The following is a 22,891-nucleotide window of genomic DNA, read 5'->3' as shown; positions in this document are numbered from 1 at the left end:
TAGCACATGCCGCGCCAGCCACCCAGCGCGCTGCCGCGCAGGCACCATCCGCTATACTCGCAGCGACTTGCAAAGGACACCATGACCGACTCCCAGCGCTCCCTGCGCCGCCCGCTTCTGGGCGCCGCGCTTTCCGCTGCCGCATTGAGCTTGTGCGGCGTATCCCCCGCCCTGCTTGCGGCCGGCAAGCGCCGCGTGAGTATGCGCGAAGAAGAAATCGAGCCGGGCCGCTACCGTGACAATCCCAAGAGCCGCGCCTTCATCGACGAGATGGTGGCGCGCCACGGCTTTGCCCGTCAGACGCTGGAAGGCTGGTTCGGCCAGGCCGTGTATTCATCCACGGTGGTGCGCCTGATCATGCCACCCGCCACGCCGGGACGCAAAAGCTGGCGTACCTACCGCTCGCGCTTTATCGAGCCGATCCGCATCAACGCGGGCGTGCGCTTCTGGCAGCAGAATCGCGAAGCACTGCGCCGCGCGGAAGCCGAGTTCGGCGTGCCGGCCTCGGTGATCGTCGGCATCATCGGTGTCGAGACCATCTATGGCCGCGACATGGGTACCTTCCGCGTGATCGACTCGCTTTCCACGCTGGCCTTCGATTATCCGGACGTACCCAACCGCGAAGCGCGCACCACGCTGTTCCGCAACCAGCTGACCGACTACCTGCTGTGGTGCCGCGACACCAACACCGATGTGTTCTCGGTGCTGGGCTCCTTCGCGGGTGCCGTGGGCATTCCGCAGTTCATGCCCACAAGCCTGCGCGAATACGCCATCGACTACGACGGCGACGGCCGCATCGACCTGCGCAGCAGCGCCACCGACGCGATCGGCAGCGTGGCGCGCTTCCTGCAGCTGCACGGCTGGGAACCGGGCCGCCCGGTGGTCTGGCGCATCGCCGCCGACGAGGGCAGCCGCGGCATCGCCGCCGCAGCAGCGGATGGCGAGCCATGGCCCACCCGCACGCTCAACCAGTTGCTCAAGGCCGGCCTGCGCGTGGACGAGCCGATCGAGCCGACACGCGAAGGCGAAACCGGCGTGCTGGTGGTGGACCTGCCTACGCCCGGCGAAACCACCGACTACATGCTCGGCCTGCGCAACTTCTATGTGCTGACGCGCTACAACCGCAGCTTCTTCTACGCGCTGGCCGTGTACCAGCTGGGCGAGGCGGTCAAGGCGGCGATGGGCTGAGCCGGTACCCGCTGCGCGATAAGCAAAAAGCCCCCGCAAGACTGAACTCGCGGGGGCTTTTTCAATGCGCGGTGCAAGCCAGCATCAAGCCGGGAACACCCCGGTCGAAAGGTAGCGATCCCCGCGATCGCACACCACGAACACGATGGTGGCATTCTCCACTTCCTCGGCGATACGCAGCGCGACGCACAGCGCGCCCGCAGCCGAGATGCCGCAGAAGATTCCTTCCTCGCGCGCCATGCGACGTGCCATGTGCTCGGCATCACCCTGGCTGACAGGCTCGGTACGGTCAATGAATTTCGGATCGTAGATCTTCGGCATGTACGCCTCGGGCCACTTGCGGATGCCAGGAATACGCGAGCCTTCGGCCGGCTGCGCACCCACGATCTGGATCCCTGCGTTCTGTTCCTTCAGGTAGCGCGAGACACCGGTAATGGTGCCCGTGGTGCCCATGGCAGAGACGAAGTGCGTAATGCGCCCTTCGGTGTCGAGCCAGATCTCCGGGCCGGTGGTCTCGTAGTGCGCCAGCGGATTGTCCGGGTTGGCGAACTGGTCCAGGATCACGCCGCGGCCGTCGCGCTCCATGGAGTCCGCGAGGTCACGCGCGTACTCCATGCCGCCCTTGACCGGTGTCAGGATGATTTCCGCGCCGTAGGCAGCCATGCTCTGGCGGCGCTCCATGCTCAGGTCTTCCGGCATGATCAGCACCATCTTGTAGCCGCGGATGGCGGCTGCCATGGCCAGCGCGATGCCGGTATTGCCCGAGGTAGCCTCGATCAGCGTATCGCCCGGCTTGATACGCCCGCGCGACTCGGCGCGCGCAATCATCGAGACCGCCGGCCGGTCCTTGACCGAGCCCGCGGGGTTGTTGCCCTCGAGCTTGCCGAGGATTACGTTGCCGCGCGGGGCGCCGGCGCCGCCGGGGATGCGCTGCAGTTGCACCAGCGGCGTATTGCCGATGGTGTCTTCAATCGTCTTGTAGGCCATGGTGAGCGGGATTCCAATGTCGGCGGACATTGTAATCCAGTCGCAAAACCCGCGTTGCCGACGTGGCGCGTCAGGCTTCGGCCTCGGCTTCCGGCTCGGCCTTGCGGCTGCCCAGCAGGTGGTACAGCAGGATCGCGCCAAACGTGGCGGTACCAATGCCGCCCAGTGTCATGCCGCCCAGCTTCAGCGTCAGGTCGCCAGCCGCCACGGTCAGCGTAGCGCCGACCGTGATCAGGTTGCGCGAACTGGAGAAGTCGACCTTGTTCTGCACCCAGATACGCCCGGCAGTGGCGGCGATCAGGCCGAACACCACAATGGTCAGGCCACCGATCACGGGGCCCGGGATGGTCAGGATCAGCGCACCGAACTTGGGCGAAAAGCCCAGCACCAGCGCCACCACCGCCGCCACCACGAAGATCAGCGTGGAGTAGATCTTGGTCACTGCCATCACGCCCATGTTTTCAGCGTAAGTGGTCACGCCCGTGCCGCCGCCGCCGGCGGAAATGATGGTGGCAATGCCATCGCCGATGAAGGCACGGCCGATATAGGGATCAAGATTGCGGCCGGTCATCACGCTGATGGCCTTGATGTGCCCGAGGTTTTCCGCCACCAGCACGATGGCCACCGGCGCGATCAGCAGCATGGCGCTGGCCTGGAACACCGGCGTGGAAAATACCGGCAGCCCGAACCAGGCCGCGGCGGCCACGCCGGAGAAATCGATGCCTTTGCCCATGCCCAGCCCGTTGGTGCAAACGTAGTACAGCACGTAGCCGAACAGCCCGCCCACCAGTACCGGCAGCCGGCGCAGCATGCCCGGCGCATGCACCGCCACCACGCCCACGGCCAGCACGGTCGCCAACCCCACCCAGGTATCCAACGGCGCGCCGCTCACGGCCTTGACCGCCACCGGCGCGAGGTTCAGGCCGATGGCCGCGACGATGGCACCCGTCACCACCGGCGGCATCAGCCGCTCCACCCAGCGATACCCCACCGCCTGCACCACCAGCCCGATCAGCAGGTACAACACGCCCGCGGCGATGATGCCGCCAAGCGCCACCGGGATATTCGCGTTGGGGCCGCTGCCGGCGTAGCCGGTCGCGGCGATCACCACCGCGATGAAGGCAAAGCTGGAACCCAGGTAGCTCGGCACCCTGCCGCGCACGCACAGGAAAAAAATCAGCGTGCCGATGCCGGAAAACAGGATGGCGATATTGGGATTGAAGCCCATCAGGATCGGTGCGATCGCGGTCGAGCCGAACATCGCTACCACGTGCTGGATACCTGCCAGCAGGGTCTGGCCGGCGGGCAAGCGCTCATCAGGCGCGATCACGCCGTGCGTCTTTAGCCGCCACTTGGGCAGGAATCCCGCGTCCTCGTTATTTCCCATTGTCCAGCTCCCTTTTTATTGGCCTGGCCGCCCCGTATGCGGGCAGGTCCGGCGCGATCTTGGATTTTGTTGGCCACGCAGGCGGCTCGGGCCACAACAGCGTCCGCATGATACCGCGCGGCCGCATTCGTGATAAGCCAAACGGCACAAGTGTCCTAGCACGAGCCATACCAGCGCCGGATCTTCGTGCTGGTGCACGAGCAGCAAAAAGCCCCGGGCTCGGCCGGGGCTTCGAGGGTCGGATAGCTTGGATGCGGGCGCCGCGCTGCACGCCCGCGGCAAGCTTAGCGAACGGCCTTGGCCGGCGGCTTCTCCGTCTTGGCGTCCTTCTTGGCAGGAGCCGCCGCCACCGTGGCCTTCGGCGCCGCAGCACTGCCGGCACCGATGGTCATGCCGGCCTCCTGCAAGCGCACGACAGATTTCTGCCCCAGGCCCTTGACCCGATCGGCGAGATCCGCGGCATCCTTGAAGGGACCGCCCCGGCTGCGTTCGCTGACAATGGTGCTGGCCGTGGCCGGCCCGATGCCCTTGAGCGACACCAGCGCGGCCTCATCGGCGGTATTCACATCGACCGCCGCAAACGCGGCACCCGATAGCGAGAACCAGACGGCGGCAGCCAGCAGGACCTGCCTGGACGCGCGCGTCAGAGTTGGCTTGAACATGGGAGTTTCTCCTATCCATTGATGAAAGTCGCTTCGCCCTGGCTGGACGAAGCAACACGCAGGATAGGAGCACGCAACCGGCTTGGCGCACCTCGCAACAAAAGTTCACCTCAACGCTACCGAGGTGTCTCCACAGCGCGCGCAAGGCCCACAAAAGACGCCTTTACACGCATGTCTTTGCGACTTCAGCCCTTGTTCTGCAGCAGCCAGCGGCAGTAGCGCGACACGCCTTCTTCCACGGTGTAGAACGCGTCCTTGTACCCGGCGCCACGCAGGCGCGAGACATCGGACTGGGTGTAGCACTGGTACTTGCCGCGCAGCGCGTCGGGGAACTTGATGTATTCCACCAATCCCTCCTGCACCATCTCGTCGAGCGTCAGCTGGGGCCGGCCATCGGCCTCGCGCAGCGTGTTGACCACGGTCGCGGCAATGTCGTTGAACGGTTGCGCGCGGCCGGTGCCGAGGTTGAAGATGCCCGACTTGTCCGGATGCTCCAGGAAGAACAGGTTGACCTTCACCACGTCCTCAACCGAGACGAAGTCGCGGGTATGGCCACCCGGCGCATAGCCGCCATATTCGCCAAACAGCTTCACCGTGCCATCGGCGCGGAACTGGTTGAAATTGTGGAACGCCACCGAGGCCATGCGGCCCTTGTGCGCTTCGCGCGGGCCATACACGTTGAAGTAGCGAAAGCCCACGATCTGCGACAACGCGCACGGCAGCTTGCGCCGCACCACCTGGTCGAACAGGAACTTCGAGTAGCCGTAGACGTTCAGCGGCTTCTCGTACTGGCGCTCTTCCTTGAACACCTGCGAGGCGCCATAAGTGGCTGCCGAAGAGGCGTAGAGGAACTGCGTGCCCTGCTCCAGGCAGGCATCCATCAACGCCTGGGTGTAGCGAAAGTTGTTCTCCATCATGTAGCGGCCGTCGGTCTCCATGGTGTCGGAGCAGGCTCCCTCATGGAACACCGCGCGTACCTTGCCGAACTCACCGCGCTTGAAGCGCTCGATGAACTCGCTCTTGTCTAGGTAGTCGCGGATCTCGCAGTCGACGAGGTTGTGGAACTTGTCGGCGCGCGTCAGGTTGTCGACGGCGACGACATTGTCTTCGCCGCGCTCGTTCAGGCCCTTGACGAGGTTGCTGCCGATAAAGCCGGCAGCGCCGGTTACGATGATGGTCATGGTCGTGTGGGCTCAAAAGAGCCAGGAGGCAGCGCGGCCATTACACCGGCGTGCCAAACAATTCAGGATAGGTGACGACCGCGGTGCCCAGCTTGCCCACCACGATGCTGCCAGCGCGATTGGCGTGCTGCACGGCCTCCTTGAGCGGCACGCCCGCGCCCAGCATGGTCGCCAGCGTGGCGATCACGGTGTCGCCGGCGCCGGACACGTCGTAGACTTCGCGCGCCTGCGCCGACACGTGCAGCACCTCGGCTTCGGTGTAGAGCGTCATGCCCTCTTCCGAGCGCGTCAGCAGCAGCGCTTCGAGATGCAGCTCGCGCCGCAGGTTCTGGGCCCGGATGGTGAGATCGGACTCGGTCTTCCAGGCGCCCACCACGTGCCGCATTTCGGCACGGTTGGGGGTGATCAGCGTGGCGCCGCGATAGCGTGAGTAATCGTCGCCCTTGGGATCGACCAGCACCAGGCAGCCCGCGGCGCGGCCCGCCTCGACCATGCGGCCCACATGGGCCAGGCCGCCCTTGCCGTAGTCGGAGAGCACCAGAACCTTGTACTCTTTGACCAGGGCCAGGAAACGATCCTGCACCGCGGCCAGCACTTCATGTCCCGGTGCATTCTCGAAGTCCACGCGCAGCAACTGCTGCTGGTGCGCCACCACGCGCAGCTTGATGGTGGTGTTGACACTGGGGTCGCGATGCAGGTAAGGCTGCACGTGGCTGGCGCTGAGCAGCGCCTCCAGCGTACGGCCGGGCTCATCATCGCCGACCACGCCCAGCATGCCCACCTGGGCGCCCAGCGCGGCGGCATTGCGCGCCACGTTGGCAGCGCCGCCAAGGCGTTCGTCGCTGCGCTTGATCTGCACCACCGGCACCGGGGCTTCCGGGGAAATGCGCTCGACATCGCCGAACCAATAGCGGTCGAGCATCATGTCGCCCGCCACCAGGATGCGCGATTGATTGATCTGTTGCTGCGGAATATGGTTCTTGCTCATGGACATCCTTGGCAACACGGCCCGGTCCGTCAGCCGGGGTGTTGGCTTGTCGTTCCCGTTGGGTTGCGTTTCAGCGCGTCGTGGTCGGCCGCCCGATCGCATGATATTCGATGCCCGTTTCCTGCATGGCTTCGGGCTCGTACAGATTGCGTCCATCGAAGATGACGGGTGCCTTCAGGCGGCGCTTGATCTGGTTGAAATCCGGGCTGCGGAACACCTTCCACTCTGTAACGATGACCAGAGCATCGGCGCCGTCGAGCGTGTCCATCTGCGCGTCGCAGAAATGCACGCGTGCAAAACCGCCATCGATGTGTGCGAGATCGAGGGCCAGCGCATGCTTGGCCTCGGCCATCGAGATCGGATCATGCACGCGCAGCGAGGCGCCGCGCGACACCAGCGCTTGCGCCAGCACCCGCGACGGCGCTTCGCGCATGTCGTCGGTATTGGGCTTGAAGGCCAGGCCCCAGATCGCAAAGGTACGGCCAGTGAGATCCTCGCCAAAGCGGCGCACGACCTTGTCGGCCAGCACCTGCTTTTGCGCGTCGTTGACGGCTTCCACCGCTTCCAGCACGCGCATGGGCTTGCCATGCGCGCTGGCGGTGCGCATCAGCGCCTGCACATCCTTGGGGAAACACGAGCCGCCGTAGCCGGCACCGGCGTACAGGAAACTATAGCCGATGCGCGGATCGGAACCGATGCCCATGCGGACCAGCTCGATATCGGCGCCGACTTCATCGGCCAGGTTCGCCAGCTCGTTCATGAACGAGATGCGCGTGGCCAGCATCGAGTTGGCGGCGTACTTGGTGAACTCGGCCGAGCGCACGTCCATATAGAACGTACGCTCGTGATTGCGGTTGAAGGGCGCGTAGAGCTGGCGCATGATCGCCTTGGCGTGCCGGCCCGCCACGTCGGCATTGCAGCCCAGCACGATGCGGTCGGGACGCATGAAGTCCTCCACCGCGGCGCCTTCCTTCAGGAACTCCGGATTCGAGACCACGGAGAACTGCAGGTCCTCGAGGCCACGCGCGGCCAGCTCTTCACGAATGGCTTCGGCAACACGATCGCCGGTGCCGACCGGCACGGTGGACTTGTCCACCACCACCTTGAAGCCGGTCATGTACTTGCCGATATTGCGGGCCGCCGCCAGCACATATTGCAGGTCAGCGGAGCCATCCTCGTCAGGCGGCGTGCCAACGGCGATGAACTGCACGTCGGCATGCTCCACGCTGGCCGCCACATCGGTGGAAAATGTCAGCCGGCCAGCCTCGCGATTACGCTGGATTAGCTCCTTCAAGCCCGGCTCGTAGATCGGCACGCCGCCAGCATTGAGCATCGCGATCTTGCGTTCGTCTACGTCCAGGCAAAACACATCGTTGCCCAACTCAGCCAGGCAGGCCCCGGTCACTAGACCGACGTAGCCGCTGCCGATAATGGTGACTTTCATAACTTGTACTCCAGATAGGGATTGGCGTGCGACGCTAAGGCAACAACATCGGCATCGGCATCAGCCGAGCGCCTCGGAACGGCGCGGTGCGTAGGTTTCCCAGCGGTTGCAGCCAGGGCACTGCCAATAGAACAACCGGGCGCGGAAACCGCACTCCCGGCAGGTATAGCGTGCCAGGTTACGTGTGCGGTGCTGCAGCAGGTCGCGGATCGCCGACACCTCCTGCTCATGTTCGACATCGTGCGCGCAGCCCGCCGGCTCGCCATCGGCCACATCAGCCGCATTGGCCGTGACAGCCACGCTGGCTTGCGCGACCTCGGCGGCCTGCGCCTCAAAATACTTGGTCAGGGCCTGCAGCGACGGCTGCCGGCGCAATTGCTCTCGCATCAGCACGGCCGCGGCATGCGCGCCGTGCTGCTCCAGCTCGGCACGATAGGCACTATCGAGCAACTCGGCAGCCAGGTTCGTTTTCAGCAGGCCGCGCAACCACTCCAGCGCCCGGCCATCGTCGCCGAGCTGGCGGTACGCTTTGACCACGCGATCCGCCACCAGCGGCAGATAAGTAGCGTCCTGCTTCTCGATGCCCAGCCAGTGGCCAAGCGCGCCTTGCGCGTCGCCCGCGGCCATGGCCACATCGCCCAGCAGCATCGGCGCACGCACATTGGCGGGGTTTTCCCTGGCGGCCTGCTGCAGCCAGCCGATGGCGTCATCAGGCTGCTTGCGCTGCAGCGCGTCCTGCGCCAGTTCGCAGCAGAACTGAGCGATCTGCACGCTGTAGTCCTTCTGCTCCAGCGGCTGCAGCTCACGTGCCGCGTCGATGGCTTTCTTCCACTCTTTCTCGACTTCGTAAAGCTCCAGAAGCACATGCTTGGCCGGGGCCGCGTACGGCCCCGACATCAGCCGGCGCAGCGATTCCTCCGCGCGGTCAAGCAGGCCGGCGCGCAGGAAATCCTGGCCCAGCTCATAGAGCGCGTGCTCGCGTTCGGCATCGGGAAGATCCTGACGGCTAGCCAGGTTCTGGTGCACGCGGATGGCACGTTCGGTTTCACCACGCCGGCGGAACAAAGCGCCAAGCGCAAAGTGCAGCTCTGTGGTCTCGGGGTCCAGGCGCACCACCTCGATGAACGCGTCGATGGCTTGATCGGGCTGCTCGTTGAGCAGGAAGTTCAGCCCCTTGAAATAGGAGCGCGGCAGCGCGCCCTGCTCGCTCATCAGTTGCCGCGCATCGAAGCGGGCAGCCATCCAGCCAAGGCCGAAAATGAGCGGCAGCGCCAGCAGCCACCAGGTTTCAAAAATCATGGGTCAGACTTTCGGGCCAACTACGTTGTAAGGAATGCCGGAACCTGCCGCGGCCTGCGGGTCGCGCGCACTTTCCGCCGACTGGCTGTGCGCCTCGCCCAGCGCACGCCGCAGCCGGCCCGCCTCCATGCGCTGTCGCATCAGCACGGGCGCCAGCGCGGCGAGCGCGGCGAGGATGCCCAGCCCGAATGCGGCCAGCAAGATCAGGATCAGCGGCGCGCGCCAGACGGCATCAAAAAAGAGCTGCAGCGAGACGTCGGTGGTATTGCGCAGCGCCAGCACGAACAGCAGCGCGAACAGGACAATGCGGATGATCCAGGCGACAAGTTTCATGCGGGCTTCATGCGGCAGATGGGATGAATCGGACTCCGGTGATGCGGACGTCGGCGGGCGGCGCCCCCTCGGTGGATTCCCGGCATTGTAGCGGAATCGCCTCGTACCAACGGTAACCTCTTGTATGCTCGCAAAAATGAAAAAGCGCCCCGATAAGGGGCGCTTTTTTGACTATCCAGGCACATCACGAGCCAAACACAGCGGATTCAGGACTGGGCCAGCTTCAGCCCGCCATCATCATGCAGGGCATTGCCGGCAGCGGCTGCCGGCAACGCCTGGCCAGGCGCGGTCACAAGACCCGCACCAGCCGTAGCGCCATGGCCAATGCTACCGCCATGGGTACTGCCATTCGCGTTGCCGCTGCCAACGTGACTTCCATTGGCATTGGCGCCAGCACCGCCGCTACCTGCCTGCGGCAGCGCCGGGCTGCGATCGACTCGTTCACGCAACTCCTTGCCCGCCTTGAAGTGCGGCACCCGTTTCTCGGGCACCAGCACACGTTCGCCGGACTTGGGGTTGCGTCCCACGCGCGGCGGACGCCGGTTAAGACCAAAACTGCCGAATCCGCGAATCTCGATGCGGTGGCCATCAGCCAGCGCTTCGGACATCGCGTCGAGGATCGTCTTCACCGAGATGTCCGCATCCCGCAGCAACAGCTGCGGGAACCGGGCAGCCAGTTTTTCGACAAGCTCGGACTTGGTCATGGGCATCCGCTAGCAGGCGTAAGAACCAATGCTTACTGGTTGTCCTGGCCGAGCTTGGCCTTCAGCAGCGCGCCCAGGTTGGTCGTGCCAGCCGTGCCGGTGTCGGCAGCGAACTTCTGCATGGCTTCTTGCTGCTCGACGTTGTCCTTGGCCTTGATCGACAGGTTGATGTTGCGCGACTTGCGGTCAACGTTCACCACCAGGGCGGTGATTTGTTCGCCTTCCTTCAGCACGTTGCGAGCATCTTCCACGCGGTCAGCCGAGATTTCGGATGCGCGCAGGTAACCTTCGACGTCATCAGCCAGTTGCACGACAGCGCCCTTGGCATCAACAGTCTTGATCGTGCCGTTGACCAGGGAACCCTTGTCGTTAGCCGAGATGAAGTTGTTGAACGGGTCGCCCGACAGCTGCTTGATACCCAGCGAGATGCGTTCCTTGTCGACGTCGATGCCCAGAACCACGGCTTCCACTTCGTCGCCCTTCTTGTACTTGCGCACGGCTTCTTCGCCGGTTTCTTGCCAGGACAGGTCGGACAGGTGCACCAGGCCGTCGATGCCACCGGGCAGACCGATGAACACGCCGAAGTCGGTGATCGACTTGATCTGGCCGCCCAGCTTGTCGCCCTTCTTGTGGTTACGGCTGAAATCGTCCCACGGATTGGCCTTGCATTGCTTCATGCCCAGGCTGATACGACGCTTGTCTTCGTCGATATCCAGAACCATGACTTCGACTTCGTCGCCCAGCTGGACAACCTTCGACGGAGCAACGTTCTTGTTGGTCCAGTCCATTTCGGAAACGTGGACCAGGCCTTCGATGCCGGCTTCGATTTCAACGAATGCGCCGTAGTCGGTCAGGTTGGTCACCTTGCCGAACAGGCGGGTGCTTTGCGGGTAACGACGCGAGATGCCGACCCACGGATCTTCGCCCAGTTGCTTCACGCCCAGCGAGACGCGGTTCTTCTCTTGGTCGAACTTGAGGATCTTGGCGGTGATTTCCTGGCCAACCGACAGCACTTCGCTCGGGTGACGCACACGACGCCATGCCAGGTCGGTGATGTGCAGCAGGCCGTCGATGCCACCCAGGTCCACGAATGCGCCGTAGTCCGTGATGTTCTTGACGATACCGTTGACGATGGCGCCTTCCTTCAGGGTTTCCATCAGCTTCTGGCGCTCTTCGCCCAGGGTCGCTTCCACAACGGCGCGGCGCGACAGCACCACGTTGTTGCGCTTGCGGTCCAGCTTGATGACCTTGAATTCCAGGGTCTTGCCTTCGTACGGCGTGGTGTCCTTGATCGGACGCACATCGACCAGCGAGCCCGGCAGGAACGCGCGGATGCCGTTGACCATGACGGTCAGGCCGCCCTTGACCTTGCCCGTGACCGTGCCCGAGATGATTTCGCCGTCTTCCAGCGCCTTCTCGAGGTTCAGCCACGATGCCAGGCGCTTGGCCTTGTCGCGGGAGAGAATCGTGTCGCCATAGCCGTTCTCGAGCGCGTCGATGGCCACGGAGACGTAGTCGCCGGCCTGCACTTCGAGTTCGCCCTGGTCGTTCAGGAACTCCTCCACCGGCACAAAGGCTTCCGATTTGAGGCCGGCGTTGACGACCACGAAATTGTGGTCGATGCGCACGACTTCAGCGGAAATCACTTCGCCAGCCTTCATATTGGAGCGGGCGACGGATTCCTCGAACAGTGCGGCAAAGGATTCGTTAGTTTGCAGGTCGGACATAAACTTGAGTATCAATCCGCAGTACTCGGGCCGGCGCGTGGATCGCGCTCAGTCTGCACCGGGCAGCGGGGTCAGGTTGAACAACACCGGTGGAGCCGCGCTTGCAGGCTCTGCCGGCACTTCGGTGTTGCAGCGGCTGGACTAAGCGCGGATCAGGAACCCGGCGCGCCATACCATTGCAGCACCTGCGCCACCGCCTGATCCACCGTCATGTCGGAGGTATCGAGCAAGTGCGCATCCTCTGCGGGACGCAGCGGCGCGGCCGCGCGGGAGCGATCCCGCTGGTCGCGCGACTCAAGGTCTCGCAAAAGGTCTTCGATATTAGCAGAAATTCCCTTATCAATCAATTGTTTATAGCGCCTGCGAGCGCGCGCCTCGACACTTGCCGTCAGGAACACCTTCAGCCGGGCATCCGGGAAAATCACGGTGCCCATGTCGCGGCCGTCGGCAACCAGGCCGGGCAGCTTGCGAAAACCGCGCTGCAGCGCCGTCAGGGCGTCGCGCACCGGTTGGTGGACTGCGATCGCAGAGGCCCGGTTGCCGGTGGCTTCCGCGCGGATGGCCAGGCTGACTTCCTCGCCGCGCAGCCAGACACGGTCAGGCCCGAACTTCACATCGAGGCGGGTGGCCAGGCTGGCCAGCCCCTCCACATCCTGCATGCCGATGCCCGCACGCTCGCTGGCGAGCGCCACCAGGCGGTACAACGCACCGCTGTCCAGCAAATGGAAGCTGAGCGCGTCGGCCACCTTGTGCGCTACGGTGCCCTTTCCCGATGCGGTGGGCCCGTCGATGGTGATGACGTCGACGATAGTCATTGTTTATTAAGGCAGAACAAAATATCGATTTCTTAAATCAATTGAGAATCATTAGCATGCAATACATGCGAGGTACCCGGCAGGATCGCGGGCCCATGCAGCAAACAACCGGCATCTTCGCGAGGCAATCTACCATGGCCAAGACCCTGACGTTCGGCATCATGCACGTTGCCATTGCCTTCGGCGTCACTTATGCACTGACCGGCAATCTGGCTGTCAGCGGCGCCGTGACGTTCATCGAACCAGCAGTCAACACTGTGGCGCATTACTTCTTCGACCGCTACTGGGAACGGCGCGAACCCGGGGCGAAGCACAAGACCCTGCCCCAGACCGGGTACGGCGGCGATGACCTGCCACTGGCTACGTGATCAGCGCGCCACCGCGCCAAACACCTCGAAGTAATCAGGGAACGTCTTTGCCACGCAGCCAGGCTCGTTGATACGCACCGGCAGCGGACCGAACGCGGCCAGCGAAAAGCACATCGCCATGCGGTGGTCATCGTAAGTATCGATGCCGGCGGCCGGGGTCTGCCAGGCGGATTGGGCCGGTGGCGTCACCTTCAGGTAATCCGCACCCTCCTCCACTTCGACGCCCAGCTTGCGCAACTCGGCGGCCATCGCGCTGATGCGGTCGGTTTCCTTGACTCGCCAGCTTGCGATATTGGTTAGCGTGGTAGGCCCTTCGGCGAACAGCGCCGCCACCGCCAAGGTCATGGCAGCATCCGGAATATGGTTGCAGTCCAGTTCGATGCCGTTCAAGCGGCCGTCGTCGCGCTCGGTGCCGCGGACCTCGATCCAGTTGGCGCCGGCCATCACGTTGGCGCCCATGCGGTTAAGCGCCTCGGCAAACTTGACGTCGCCCTGGATGCTGGCCATGCCCACGCCCTCCACCCGCAGCGGGCCGCCGCCGATAGCGCCCGCCGCCAGGAAGTAGGAGGCCGAGGATGCGTCGCCCTCGACAAAAATCTCGCCCGGCGAGCGGTATGCCGCGCGAGCCGGCAGGATGAAGCGTGACCAGCCCTCGCGCCGGATCTCGATGCCAAAGCGCGCCAGCAGGTTGAGCGTGATCTCCACATAGGGCTTGGAAATCAGCTCGCCCACCACTTCGATCTCGATGGTGTCGCCAGGCGCATCGGCCAGCGGCAAGGCCATCAGCAACGCCGTCAGGAACTGGCTGGACACGTCGCCACGCACGCGGATTGGCGCATCGATGCGAATCCGTGCGGGGGAAATCTGCAAGGGCGGATAGCCCTCGGTGCCAAGGTAGGCGACGCTCGCGCCTATCTGGCGCAGACCATCGACCAGATCGCCGATCGGCCGCTCGTGCATACGCGGCACGCCGGACAGCTTGTAGCTCCCGCCCTGCAGCGCCAGCGCCGCGGTCAGCGGGCGAATCGCCGTACCCGCATTGCCCATGAACAGCTCGGCTGCCTTGTTGGGAAATTTGCCGCCCACGCCGCGCACCACGCAAACGCCTTCCTCCTGGCGCCATTCCACGCCCAGCGTGCGCAGCGCCTGCAGCATCACGCGCGTGTCATCCGAGTCGAGCAGGTCGCACACGCGGGTCTCTCCTTCGGCCAGCGCCGCCAGCAGCAGGACCCGGTTCGAGATGCTCTTGGAACCCGGCAGGCGAACCGTGCCCGAAGCGCGAGTGAAGGGACCGAGCGTGAGATGTTCCATGGTTTCCATGCTAGTTGGCGGGCGGCTTTCGATGAAAGGCGCGCCGCTTTCGTTGATGACGTGGCGTTCGCGTAGCGCCGGATTGCGTGGCGATCAGGGCTCGGCGTTGACAGCCGGCGCGCGCTGCGCGCCCCATTGCTGCCGCGCCTGGCTGGCGCGCTGGAAAATACGCTCCAGGCCCTCGCCGTTGCTGTTTTCGATCAGGGTCTTCAGATGCGCCAGCATGGCCTGGTAGGTGCTGAGCTCACTCAACATCGCCTCGCGGTTGCCAACGCAGATATCGCGCCACATCTCCGGCGACGACGCCGCGATCCGGGTGAAATCCCGGAAGCCGCCACCCGCGAAATCGAGCTTGAGCGCAGCGTCTTCGGCATTGGCCACCTGGGCCACCAGCGCATAGGAAAGCAGGTGCGGCAAATGGCTGACGGCGGCAAACACGGCATCGTGCTGCACGGCCGACATCACGCTGCACTGGGCGCCCGCGGTCTCCCACATGGCGCGCACGCCCGCCACGTCAATGCGGGTATTCTCCTGCAGCGGGCACAGCACGACCTTCTTGCCGACATAGAGATCGTCCAGCGCCGCTTCCACGCCATGCAGTTCGCGCCCGGCAATCGGATGGGCCGGCACGAACTGGGCCGCCTTGTCGCCCAGCGCGGTCTTGGCCGCCATGATGACGTCGGACTTGGTGCTGCCGGCATCCGTGATGATCGTAGCCGGCTCCAGATGCGGCTCAAGTGCATGGAGCAGCGCAAAGGTCTGTGCCACCGGCGCGCACAGCACGATCATGCTGGCGCCCTTGGCGGCGTCTTCCAGCGTGGCCGCCTCGTCGATCACGCCCAGCTTGAGCGCACGCTCGAGCGAAGCTTGCGAGCGGCCGACGCCGACCACCGTGCCGACCGCACCTGCGCGCTTGAGCGCGAGTGCCAGCGAGCCGCCGATCAGGCCGACACCGACAATGACGACACGGGAAAAAAATGGAGCGGACGCAGGAACGGTCACGGGGATACGCTGCCAGGCAAGGAAGTTCGGGAATCCGATATTGTAACTTCTCCGCCGGAGGGCGGCGCCGCCATTGCGCCTTCGCGCGCGCGCATGGCGCCGGCCCGCAGCGGGCCGGGACATTGCTCGCAACAGCGCTTACTTGAGGGCCTTTTCCAGCGCCGCGATAAACGCCGCGTTTTCCTCGGGCAGGCCGATGGTGATACGCAGCCATTGCGGCAGGTTGTAGTTGCCCACCGGCCGTACAATCACGCCCTGCTTGAGCAGCGCCAGGTTGACGCGCGCGCCGGCGCCATCGTCCCTCCCCACGCGCACCAGCACGAAATTGCCCGAGGACGGCACGTATTGCAGGCCAAGCCGGTCGAATGCAGCCACCAGTTGTGCCTTGCCGGCACGGTTCAGCTCGGCGCTGCGCTGCAGGAAGGCCGCATCGCCCAGCGCCGCCACCGCCGCTGCCTGGGCCAGGCTGTTGACGTTGAAGGGTTGGCGGATACGGTTGAGCAGATCGGTCAGCGCGGGCTGCGCCACGGCGTAGCCAATGCGCAGCCCGGCCAGGCCATAGGCCTTGGAGAAGGTGCGCGATACCAACAGGTTGGGATACTTGCGGACCCACGCGATCGAATCGTACTGCTGCGCGTCGTCCAGGTATTCGTTGTAGGCCTCGTCCAGCACCACCACGACATCGGCCGGCACCTTGGCCAGGAAGGTCTCGATCTCGGCGGCCGGCAGGAAGGTGCCGGTCGGGTTGTTAGGATTGGCGATAAAGACCAGGCGCGTGTCCGGGGCGATGGCCACGGCCATGGCGTCGAGATCGTGGCCGTAGTCGCGCGCCTTGACCTCGATGGCGCGCGCGCCGACTTCCTGCGTGGCCAGCGCGTACACCGCGAAAGAATGCTCCGCATAGACGATCGACTCGCCTGGCTTGACCAGCGCATGCGCCGCGATTTCCAGGATATCGTTGCTGCCGTTGCCCAGCGTGAGCCAGTCTGGCGGCACGTCGAAGCGGGCCGACAGCGCGCCCTTCAAAGCGAAGCCGTTCGCGTCCGGGTAACGGCCCAGGTCGGCCACGGCGGCAGCGATGGCGGTCCGGGCCGATTCGGGCATGCCGAGCGGATTCTCGTTCGAGGCCAGCTTGACGATGGTGGACTCAACCAGCCCAAACTCGCGCGCCACTTCGGAAATCGGCTTGCCCGCCACGTACGGGGAAATCGCCCGCACATACTCCGGACCGAACTGCTTGCCCTGCTCTGCCATGTTCATTCCTTCTCTGAAACGTTGTTCGCGGATCGCCGATCCTGTTAACGGCTGGACGGATACGAGCCCAGCACCTTGAAGTAGGCCGCGTTGCGGCGCAACTCTTCCAGCGCGCGCGCCACTGAAGCATCGTGCTGGTGGCCTTCGACGTCGACGTAGAAGTAGTACTCCCACGCGCCGCTGCGCGCTGGGCGCGACTCGAACCGGCACATCGACACACCGTTGTCGGCCAGCGGCGCAAGCAACTGGTAGACCGCGCCTGCCTTGTTGGGCACCGAGAGGATCATCGAGGTCTGGTCGCTGCCGGAGGGCTCGGTTTCGTAGCGGCCGATCACGGCAAAGCGCGTGCGGTTATGCGGATCATCCTGGATGTGCGTGCGCACCAGATGCAGGTGGTAGCGATTGGCCGCCGACTCGCCGGCGATGGCCGCCACGGTGGGATCCTCGCTGGCCATGCGTGCCGCTTCCGCATTGCTCGACACCGCCTGGCGCTCCAGGTGCGGGTAGTTGGCCGTGAGCCAGTGCTGGCACTGCGCCAGCGCCTGCGCATGCGCGCGCACCACGGTCACGCCTTTCATATCGGGCGACGATGCCATCAGGTTGTGGTGCACCTTCAGCGCGATCTCGCCACTGATCTTCAGCGAGGTCTGCAGGAACAGGTCCAGCGTGCGCGAGACCGCGCCCTCCGTGGAATTCTCCACCGGCACCACGCCGTACTCCACGGTGCCGGCTTCCACCGCGCGGAACACCTCATCAATGCTGGGGCAGGGTACGCCGCTGACCTCGTGACCAAAGTGCGCGTACAGCGCCTGCTCCGAGAAGGTGCCTGCCGGGCCGAGGAATGCCACCTCGAGCGGCTTCTCCAGCCCGCGGCAGGCCGACATGACTTCACGCCAGATTGCCGCCACGCTGTCGTCTAGCAGGGGGCCAGGGTTGGCCCCCTGCACCTTGCGAATCACCTGCAACTCGCGCTCGGGGCGGAACACCGGCGCGCCGTACTTCTTCTTGACCTCGCCCACGTCGAGGGCGAGTTGCGCGCGGCGGTTCAGCATCGCCAGCAGCTCGCGGTCGAGCGTGTCGATCTGCTCGCGCAGCGGCGTCAGCTCGACGCCCAGCGCCTTTTCGGCCGCGCCATTGTCCTGCTGCGCCTCCCCCTGCGCGCCCTGCTTGTCTTGATTTGTCATTGTATGAATCCGCTACGCCACGCCATTGCGCAGTGCCAATGGCAGTGAAATGGCCTTGGGAAAAACCGAATCGGCACCACTGCGGCATCGCCACGCGATGCCGCAGCGAACAAAGGATCAGGCCGCGGTCCGCTCGAACTCGCGCATATACTCGATCAGGGCGGCAACGCCCTCGATCGGCATGGCGTTGTAGAGGCTGGCGCGCATGCCGCCGACCGACTTGTGGCCCTTCAACTGCACCAGGCCATTGGCACGCGCGCCCGCCAGGAAGGCGTCGTTGCGGGATTCGTCGGCCAGGAAAAACGGCACGTTCATGCGCGAGCGGCTGCCTGGATCGATCTCGTTGCGGTAGAACGCGCTCTGGTCGAGGAACTCATACAGCGCGTGCGACTTGGCGATATTGCGTTGCTCGATGGCGCCTACGCCGCCCTGCGCCTTGAGCCACTTGAAAACCAGCCCGGCGATATAGATGGAATAGGTCGGCGGCGTGTTGTACATCGAGTCATGCTCGGCCACCAGGCGCCAGTTGAAGGCGGATGGGCACAGGGGATGCGCATGGCCCAGCAGGTCTTCGCGCACGATCACGATGGTCAGGCCGGCCGGCCCGATGTTCTTTTGCGCGCCGCCGTAGGCGACCTGCACGCGCGACCAGTCGACCGGGCGCGACAGGATGTGGCTGGAGACGTCGGCGACCACGACCGGTCCGCCGTCGCGGTGCTGGCCGATGTCGGGCACGTCCTGGAACTCCACGCCAACGATGGTTTCGTTGGTGCACAGGTGCACGTAGGCAGCATCGTCCGACAGCTTCCAGTCAGCGACATCCGGGATGCGGGCGAACTTTTGCGCGGTGCTGGTGGCTGCGATATTCACCTCGCCGTAGCGGCGCGCTTCCTGCTCGGACTTGACCGACCAGGTACCGGTGACGACGAAATCCGCCTTGGGACGATCCGCGTTCACGCGGCGCATCAGGTTCAGCGGCACGATGCCGTTTTCGCCGATGGCACCGCCCTGCAGGAACAGGATGCGGAAGTTCTTCGGCACCTGCAGCAGCTCGCGCAGGTTGGCCAGCGCCTCGGCCTGGATGCTCTCGAACTCGCGGCTGCGGTGGCTCATTTCCATCACCGAGACGCCGGATCCGTGCCACGACAGCATCTCGTCGGCTGCCTGCAGCAGCACTTCGGTCGGCAGGGCCGCCGGACCCGGCGAGAAGTTATAGACACGCTCGGCCACGGCGCGCTGCATCATGGCGGCAAGTGCTGGATTCTGGGGTTCGTTCATGGATCGGGATCGAAATGAAAAATGGCTGCCGGTATTACCCAAGCAGCCATTATCCATCAAACCCGCGCCGGATTGGGGAGGCGAGGACAGCGCCCCGCCCGCCCAGCCTGCCCGCCGGTGAATTACTTCGCCGCGGCGGCGATCTCCTTCTCGGCGGCGTCGCGCATCGACTTGCCGACTTGCGGGCCGTACTTTTGCATCATCGAGCCCCAGATTTCCTGGGTCGCCTTGCCCTGGTTAGCCATGAACTTCTGGCCGGTCGGCGACTTCAGGAACGTGGTCAGGTCCTTGATTTCCTGGGCGCTGTAGTACTTGCCGAAGGCGTCGTAGTGGGCCTTCATGGCATCGGTCTTGAAGCCATCGGTGGTGAACGCCGTGCCGGCGCCATCAACCATGCGCTGCACCGCGCCGTTCTTCTTGAGCTTCTCGACAGCAGCTTGCTTTTGCTTGTCGTTGAGCGTCTTGTTCTCGACCAGTACCTGCTCCAGGACCATGGGCGCTTCCTGCTTGGCGCCTTGCTGCCAGTTCTCGGCCTGGCCCTTGACGGCCTGGTCGGCCTGCATCACGGTCAGTAGTTCCTTGATGGCAGCGGTCTTGTCGGCGTCCTGGGCATGCGCCGCGTTGGCCAGCATCATGGCCGGTACGAAGGCAGCCAGAACAGCGATACGTCGATAGGTTTTGAGCATTGTGACTCCCTTGTAAATATGTCCGTTTTAGTCCCGCAACCGGCAATCGAGTTCCGGATAACGGGTCAATGTTGCAACAACTTACGAATTTGATCCCGTGTCAGGCGTGCCGGCGTCGGTGCCGTCCTGCGCACCCGCCTGCTCACCGTCGGCAGCCGGAGCCGCCGCATCCACCGCGTCAGCCCCTTCTTCGAGTTCGTCGCCCGCCACACCGTTGTCGGCATCGCTTTCGACGATTCGCTGCAGGCCGGACAGCTTGGTGCCCTCGTCCACATTGATCAGGGTCACGCCTTGCGTGGCACGCCCCATCTCGCGGATTTCAGACACACGTGTGCGGATCAGCACGCCGCCGGTCGTGATCAGCATGATCTCGTCCTCCGGCGACACCAGCGCGGCAGCCACCACCCGGCCGTTGCGCTCGCTCGTCTGGATCGCAATCATGCCCTTGGTGCCACGGCCGTGTCGAGTGTACTCGGCGATCGGGGTGCGCTTGCCGTAACCGTTTTCGGTGGCGGTCAGCACACTGCCCACTGCGACGGCCTGCTCGCTGGTCTCAGCCGGGGCCACCAGCATGGCGATCACCGTCTGGCTTTCTTCCAGATTCATGCCGCGCACGCCGCGGGCCTGGCGGCCCATCGGACGCACGTCGTTTTCGTCGAAGCGCACGGCCTTGCCGGAATCCGAGAACAGCATCACGTCGTGCTGGCCATCGGTGACGGCAGCGCCGATCAGGTAGTCGCCCTCATCAAGATCGACAGCGATGATGCCGGCCTTGCGCGGGTTCGAAAACTCGGTCAGCGCCGTCTTCTTGACAGTGCCGCGCGCAGTGCTCATGAAAATGAAGTGCTCGGCGTCGAACTGGCGCACCGGCAGGATGACGTTGATCTTCTCGCCATCGGACAGCGGGAACATATTGACGATCGGCCTGCCGCGCGAGTTGCGCGACCCCTGTGGCACCTCGTACACCTTCAGCCAGTACAGCCGGCCGCGGTTCGAGAAACACAGGATGTAGTCGTGCGTGTTGGCGACGAACAGCGTGTCGATCCAGTCGTCTTCCTTGGTGGTGGTCGCCAGCTTGCCGCGGCCGCCGCGCTTTTGCGCGCGGTACTCGGAAATCGGCTGGCTCTTCATATAGCCACTGTGCGACAGGGTCACCACCATGTCCTGCGGGGTGATCAGGTCCTCGGTATCGAGCTCGGTCGCGTTGAGTTCGATGTGCGAACGGCGCACGTCGCCGAACTCGGCGCGGATGGCGGTCAGCTCGTCGGTGATGATGGTGCTGATGCGCTCCGGGCGCGACAGGATGTCGAGCAGGTCGGAGATGACCGCCATGACATCGCGGTATTCCTGGACGATCTTGTCCTGTTCCAGGCCCGTGAGGCGCTGCAGGCGCATCTGCAGGATTTCCTGGGCTTGCGAGTCGGACAGGCGGTACAGCCCGTCGGCTTGCATGCCGAAGATGGCCGGCAGGCCGTCCGGGCGATAGGACGCCCGGCCGCCGGCGGTATCGCCTTCAGCGCGTGCCAGCATTTCGCGCACCAGGCTGGAATCCCAGGCCTTGGCCATCAGCCCTTGCTTGGCGATGGGGGGCGTGGGCGCCGCCTTGATGATGGCGATGAACTCATCGATGTTGGCAAGAGCCACCGCCAGGCCCTCCAGCACGTGGCCGCGCTCGCGCGCCTTGCGCAGCTCGAACACGGTGCGGCGGGTGACGACCTCGCGCCGGTGCGACAGGAAGCAATCCAGCATCTGGCGCAGGTTCAGCAGGCGCGGCTGGCCATCGACCAGCGCCACCATGTTCATGCCGAAGGTGTCCTGCAGCTGGGTGTGCTTATATAGATTGTTAAGCACCACTTCCGGCACTTCGTTGCGCTTGAGCTCGATCACCACGCGCATGCCGGATTTGTCGGACTCGTCGCGGATATCGGAGATGCCCTCGACCTTCTTGTCCGTCACCAGCTCGGCGATGCGCTCGAGCAGGGTGCGCTTGTTGACCTGGTAGGGCAGCTCGTCGACGATGATCGCCTGGCGCTGGCCACGGTCGATATCCTCGAAGTGCGTCTTGGCGCGCATGACGACGCGGCCGCGGCCGGTGCGGTAGCCTTCGCGCACGCCCTGGATGCCATAGATAATGCCGGCGGTCGGGAAGTCCGGTGCCGGAATCAGCTCGATCAGTTCGTCAATCGTAGCTTGCGGATTACGCAGCAGATGCAGGCAGCCATCGACCACTTCGTTAAGGTTATGCGGCGGGATATTGGTGGCCATACCCACCGCGATACCCGACGAACCATTAATCAGCAGATTCGGGATACGTGCCGGCAGAATCAGCGGCTCATGTTCGGAGCCGTCATAATTCGGCCCGAAATCGACAGTTTCCTTATCGATATCGAGCAGCATCTCGTGGGCAATCTTGGACAAGCGGATTTCGGTATAACGCATGGCTGCCGCGTTATCCCCGTCCACTGAACCGAAGTTACCCTGGCCATCGACCAGCATGTAGCGCAGCGAGAAATTCTGCGCCATCCGCACGATCGTATCGTATACAGCAGTATCACCGTGGGGGTGATACTTACCAATCACATCCCCTACGATACGGGCCGATTTCTTGTACGGCCGGTTCCAGTCGTTGTTAAGCTCATGCATCGCATAGAGCACACGCCGGTGTACCGGCTTCAAGCCATCCCGCACATCGGGAAGCGCGCGCCCGACGATCACGCTCATGGCGTAATCGAGATAGGAACGGCGCATTTCCTCTTCGAGGGAGACCGGAAGGGTTTCTTTGGCGAATTGATCCATTGCGGCGTGGGTTATCCGGCGAATTTAAACAGAAGGCACCCAGGTGAATCGCCATTCGCCAAAGCGGCGTCTGACAGGTGGGCAACGTGACATTCTAACATGCGCGGCTGCCCTCTCCCTTAGCCGCGGCGCCCCCCTTGGCAGGGGCTTCGGCAGCGCCCAGAAAGCACGCGCAAGGCCGAGTCGAAAAGCCTGCAAGCACGGCCTGACAAGGGTTTGCGGGCATCGCAAGGGCCATGTTGCACAAACACCACAGGCCTAAAACCCATTGATGGAATCGAATATATTTACTTCTTA

20 protein-coding genes are annotated in these 22,891 nt (G+C 64.2%); 2 read left to right on the top strand and 18 right to left on the bottom strand.

The window, feature by feature from the left end; all coding sequences use genetic code 11:
* Positions 1-81: 81 nt before the first annotated feature.
* Positions 82-1,188, top strand: a complete 1,107-nt coding sequence (mltB, locus tag RR42_RS04540; RefSeq protein ID WP_043351372.1) for a lytic murein transglycosylase B — start codon at positions 82-84, stop codon at positions 1,186-1,188.
* Between the two features lie 84 nt (positions 1,189-1,272).
* Here mltB and cysM read toward each other — a convergent pair whose 3' ends face one another.
* From cysM to cmk, 11 genes are all read right to left on the bottom strand, one after another.
* Positions 1,273-2,175, bottom strand: a complete 903-nt coding sequence (gene cysM, locus RR42_RS04535) for a cysteine synthase CysM (RefSeq protein ID WP_043351371.1) — start codon at positions 2,173-2,175, stop codon at positions 1,273-1,275.
* A 70-nt stretch (positions 2,176-2,245) separates the two neighbouring features.
* Entirely contained in the window at positions 2,246-3,562 is a 1,317-nt protein-coding gene (locus tag RR42_RS04530; protein WP_043344496.1) for a solute carrier family 23 protein, read from the bottom strand.
* Positions 3,563-3,846: 284 nt separating this feature from the next.
* Positions 3,847-4,224: a ComEA family DNA-binding protein gene (locus tag RR42_RS04525; RefSeq protein WP_052494447.1), complete on the bottom strand. Its 378-nt coding sequence runs from the start codon at positions 4,222-4,224 to the stop codon at positions 3,847-3,849.
* 185 nt (positions 4,225-4,409) lie between these two features.
* A complete protein-coding gene (gene rfaD, locus RR42_RS04520; RefSeq protein WP_043344493.1) occupies positions 4,410-5,405 on the bottom strand; it encodes an ADP-glyceromanno-heptose 6-epimerase in 996 nt (331 codons plus the stop codon).
* A gap of 40 nt (positions 5,406-5,445) precedes the next feature.
* Complete coding sequence (gene rfaE1 / locus RR42_RS04515; protein WP_052494446.1) at positions 5,446-6,393, bottom strand: D-glycero-beta-D-manno-heptose-7-phosphate kinase; 948 nt, start codon at positions 6,391-6,393, stop codon at positions 5,446-5,448.
* 70 nt (positions 6,394-6,463) lie between these two features.
* Entirely contained in the window at positions 6,464-7,837 is a 1,374-nt protein-coding gene (locus RR42_RS04510; RefSeq protein ID WP_043344491.1) for a UDP-glucose dehydrogenase family protein, read from the bottom strand.
* Positions 7,838-7,897: 60 nt separating this feature from the next.
* Positions 7,898-9,136, bottom strand: a complete 1,239-nt coding sequence (gene lapB / locus RR42_RS04505; RefSeq protein WP_043344489.1) for a lipopolysaccharide assembly protein LapB — start codon at positions 9,134-9,136, stop codon at positions 7,898-7,900.
* Positions 9,137-9,139: 3 nt separating this feature from the next.
* Positions 9,140-9,469 carry a lipopolysaccharide assembly protein LapA domain-containing protein gene (locus tag RR42_RS04500; protein WP_043344486.1) on the bottom strand — a complete coding sequence of 110 codons (330 nt, stop codon included), beginning with the start codon at positions 9,467-9,469 and terminating at the stop codon, positions 9,140-9,142.
* 206 nt (positions 9,470-9,675) lie between these two features.
* Positions 9,676-10,173, bottom strand: coding sequence for an integration host factor subunit beta (locus tag RR42_RS04495; protein ID WP_043351368.1), 498 nt, complete (start codon positions 10,171-10,173; stop codon positions 9,676-9,678).
* A gap of 32 nt (positions 10,174-10,205) precedes the next feature.
* On the bottom strand, positions 10,206-11,900 hold the full coding sequence (gene rpsA, locus RR42_RS04490) for a 30S ribosomal protein S1 (RefSeq protein WP_006158411.1): 1,695 nt from the start codon (positions 11,898-11,900) through the stop codon (positions 10,206-10,208).
* A gap of 152 nt (positions 11,901-12,052) precedes the next feature.
* The gene (gene cmk / locus RR42_RS04485) at positions 12,053-12,715 is read right to left on the bottom strand and encodes a (d)CMP kinase (protein WP_043344483.1); all 663 of its coding nucleotides are present in this window, start codon (positions 12,713-12,715) and stop codon (positions 12,053-12,055) included.
* Between the two features lie 134 nt (positions 12,716-12,849).
* Here cmk and RR42_RS04480 point away from each other — a divergent pair, with 134 nt between their 5' ends.
* Complete coding sequence (locus RR42_RS04480; RefSeq protein ID WP_043344481.1) at positions 12,850-13,083, top strand: DUF2061 domain-containing protein; 234 nt, start codon at positions 12,850-12,852, stop codon at positions 13,081-13,083.
* Here the strand turns inward: RR42_RS04480 and aroA are convergent, their stop codons facing one another.
* The 7 genes from aroA to gyrA all read right to left on the bottom strand — a co-directional run bounded on the left by aroA (position 13,084) and on the right by gyrA (position 22,594).
* Positions 13,084-14,394 carry a 3-phosphoshikimate 1-carboxyvinyltransferase gene (gene aroA, locus RR42_RS04475; protein WP_043351366.1) on the bottom strand — a complete coding sequence of 437 codons (1,311 nt, stop codon included), beginning with the start codon at positions 14,392-14,394 and terminating at the stop codon, positions 13,084-13,086.
* A gap of 93 nt (positions 14,395-14,487) precedes the next feature.
* Positions 14,488-15,396: a prephenate dehydrogenase gene (locus tag RR42_RS04470; RefSeq protein ID WP_043351365.1), complete on the bottom strand. Its 909-nt coding sequence runs from the start codon at positions 15,394-15,396 to the stop codon at positions 14,488-14,490.
* A gap of 138 nt (positions 15,397-15,534) precedes the next feature.
* Positions 15,535-16,650, bottom strand: a complete 1,116-nt coding sequence (hisC, locus tag RR42_RS04465; protein ID WP_043351363.1) for a histidinol-phosphate transaminase — start codon at positions 16,648-16,650, stop codon at positions 15,535-15,537.
* Between the two features lie 44 nt (positions 16,651-16,694).
* Entirely contained in the window at positions 16,695-17,834 is a 1,140-nt protein-coding gene (pheA, locus tag RR42_RS04460; protein WP_043344480.1) for a prephenate dehydratase, read from the bottom strand.
* Between the two features lie 117 nt (positions 17,835-17,951).
* Positions 17,952-19,112: a 3-phosphoserine/phosphohydroxythreonine transaminase gene (serC, locus tag RR42_RS04455; RefSeq protein ID WP_043344478.1), complete on the bottom strand. Its 1,161-nt coding sequence runs from the start codon at positions 19,110-19,112 to the stop codon at positions 17,952-17,954.
* A 122-nt stretch (positions 19,113-19,234) separates the two neighbouring features.
* Positions 19,235-19,798: a DUF2059 domain-containing protein gene (locus tag RR42_RS04450; protein WP_043344476.1), complete on the bottom strand. Its 564-nt coding sequence runs from the start codon at positions 19,796-19,798 to the stop codon at positions 19,235-19,237.
* An 81-nt stretch (positions 19,799-19,879) separates the two neighbouring features.
* On the bottom strand, positions 19,880-22,594 hold the full coding sequence (gyrA, locus tag RR42_RS04445) for a DNA gyrase subunit A (protein WP_043344474.1): 2,715 nt from the start codon (positions 22,592-22,594) through the stop codon (positions 19,880-19,882).
* Positions 22,595-22,891 lie beyond the last annotated feature (297 nt).

Origin of the sequence: Cupriavidus basilensis (assembly GCF_000832305.1) — a bacterium.
Classification (GTDB): domain Bacteria; phylum Pseudomonadota; class Gammaproteobacteria; order Burkholderiales; family Burkholderiaceae; genus Cupriavidus; species Cupriavidus basilensis_F.
The sequence above is the reverse complement of the archived record's forward strand: the minus strand, read 5'-3'. Positions and strand labels throughout refer to the sequence as shown.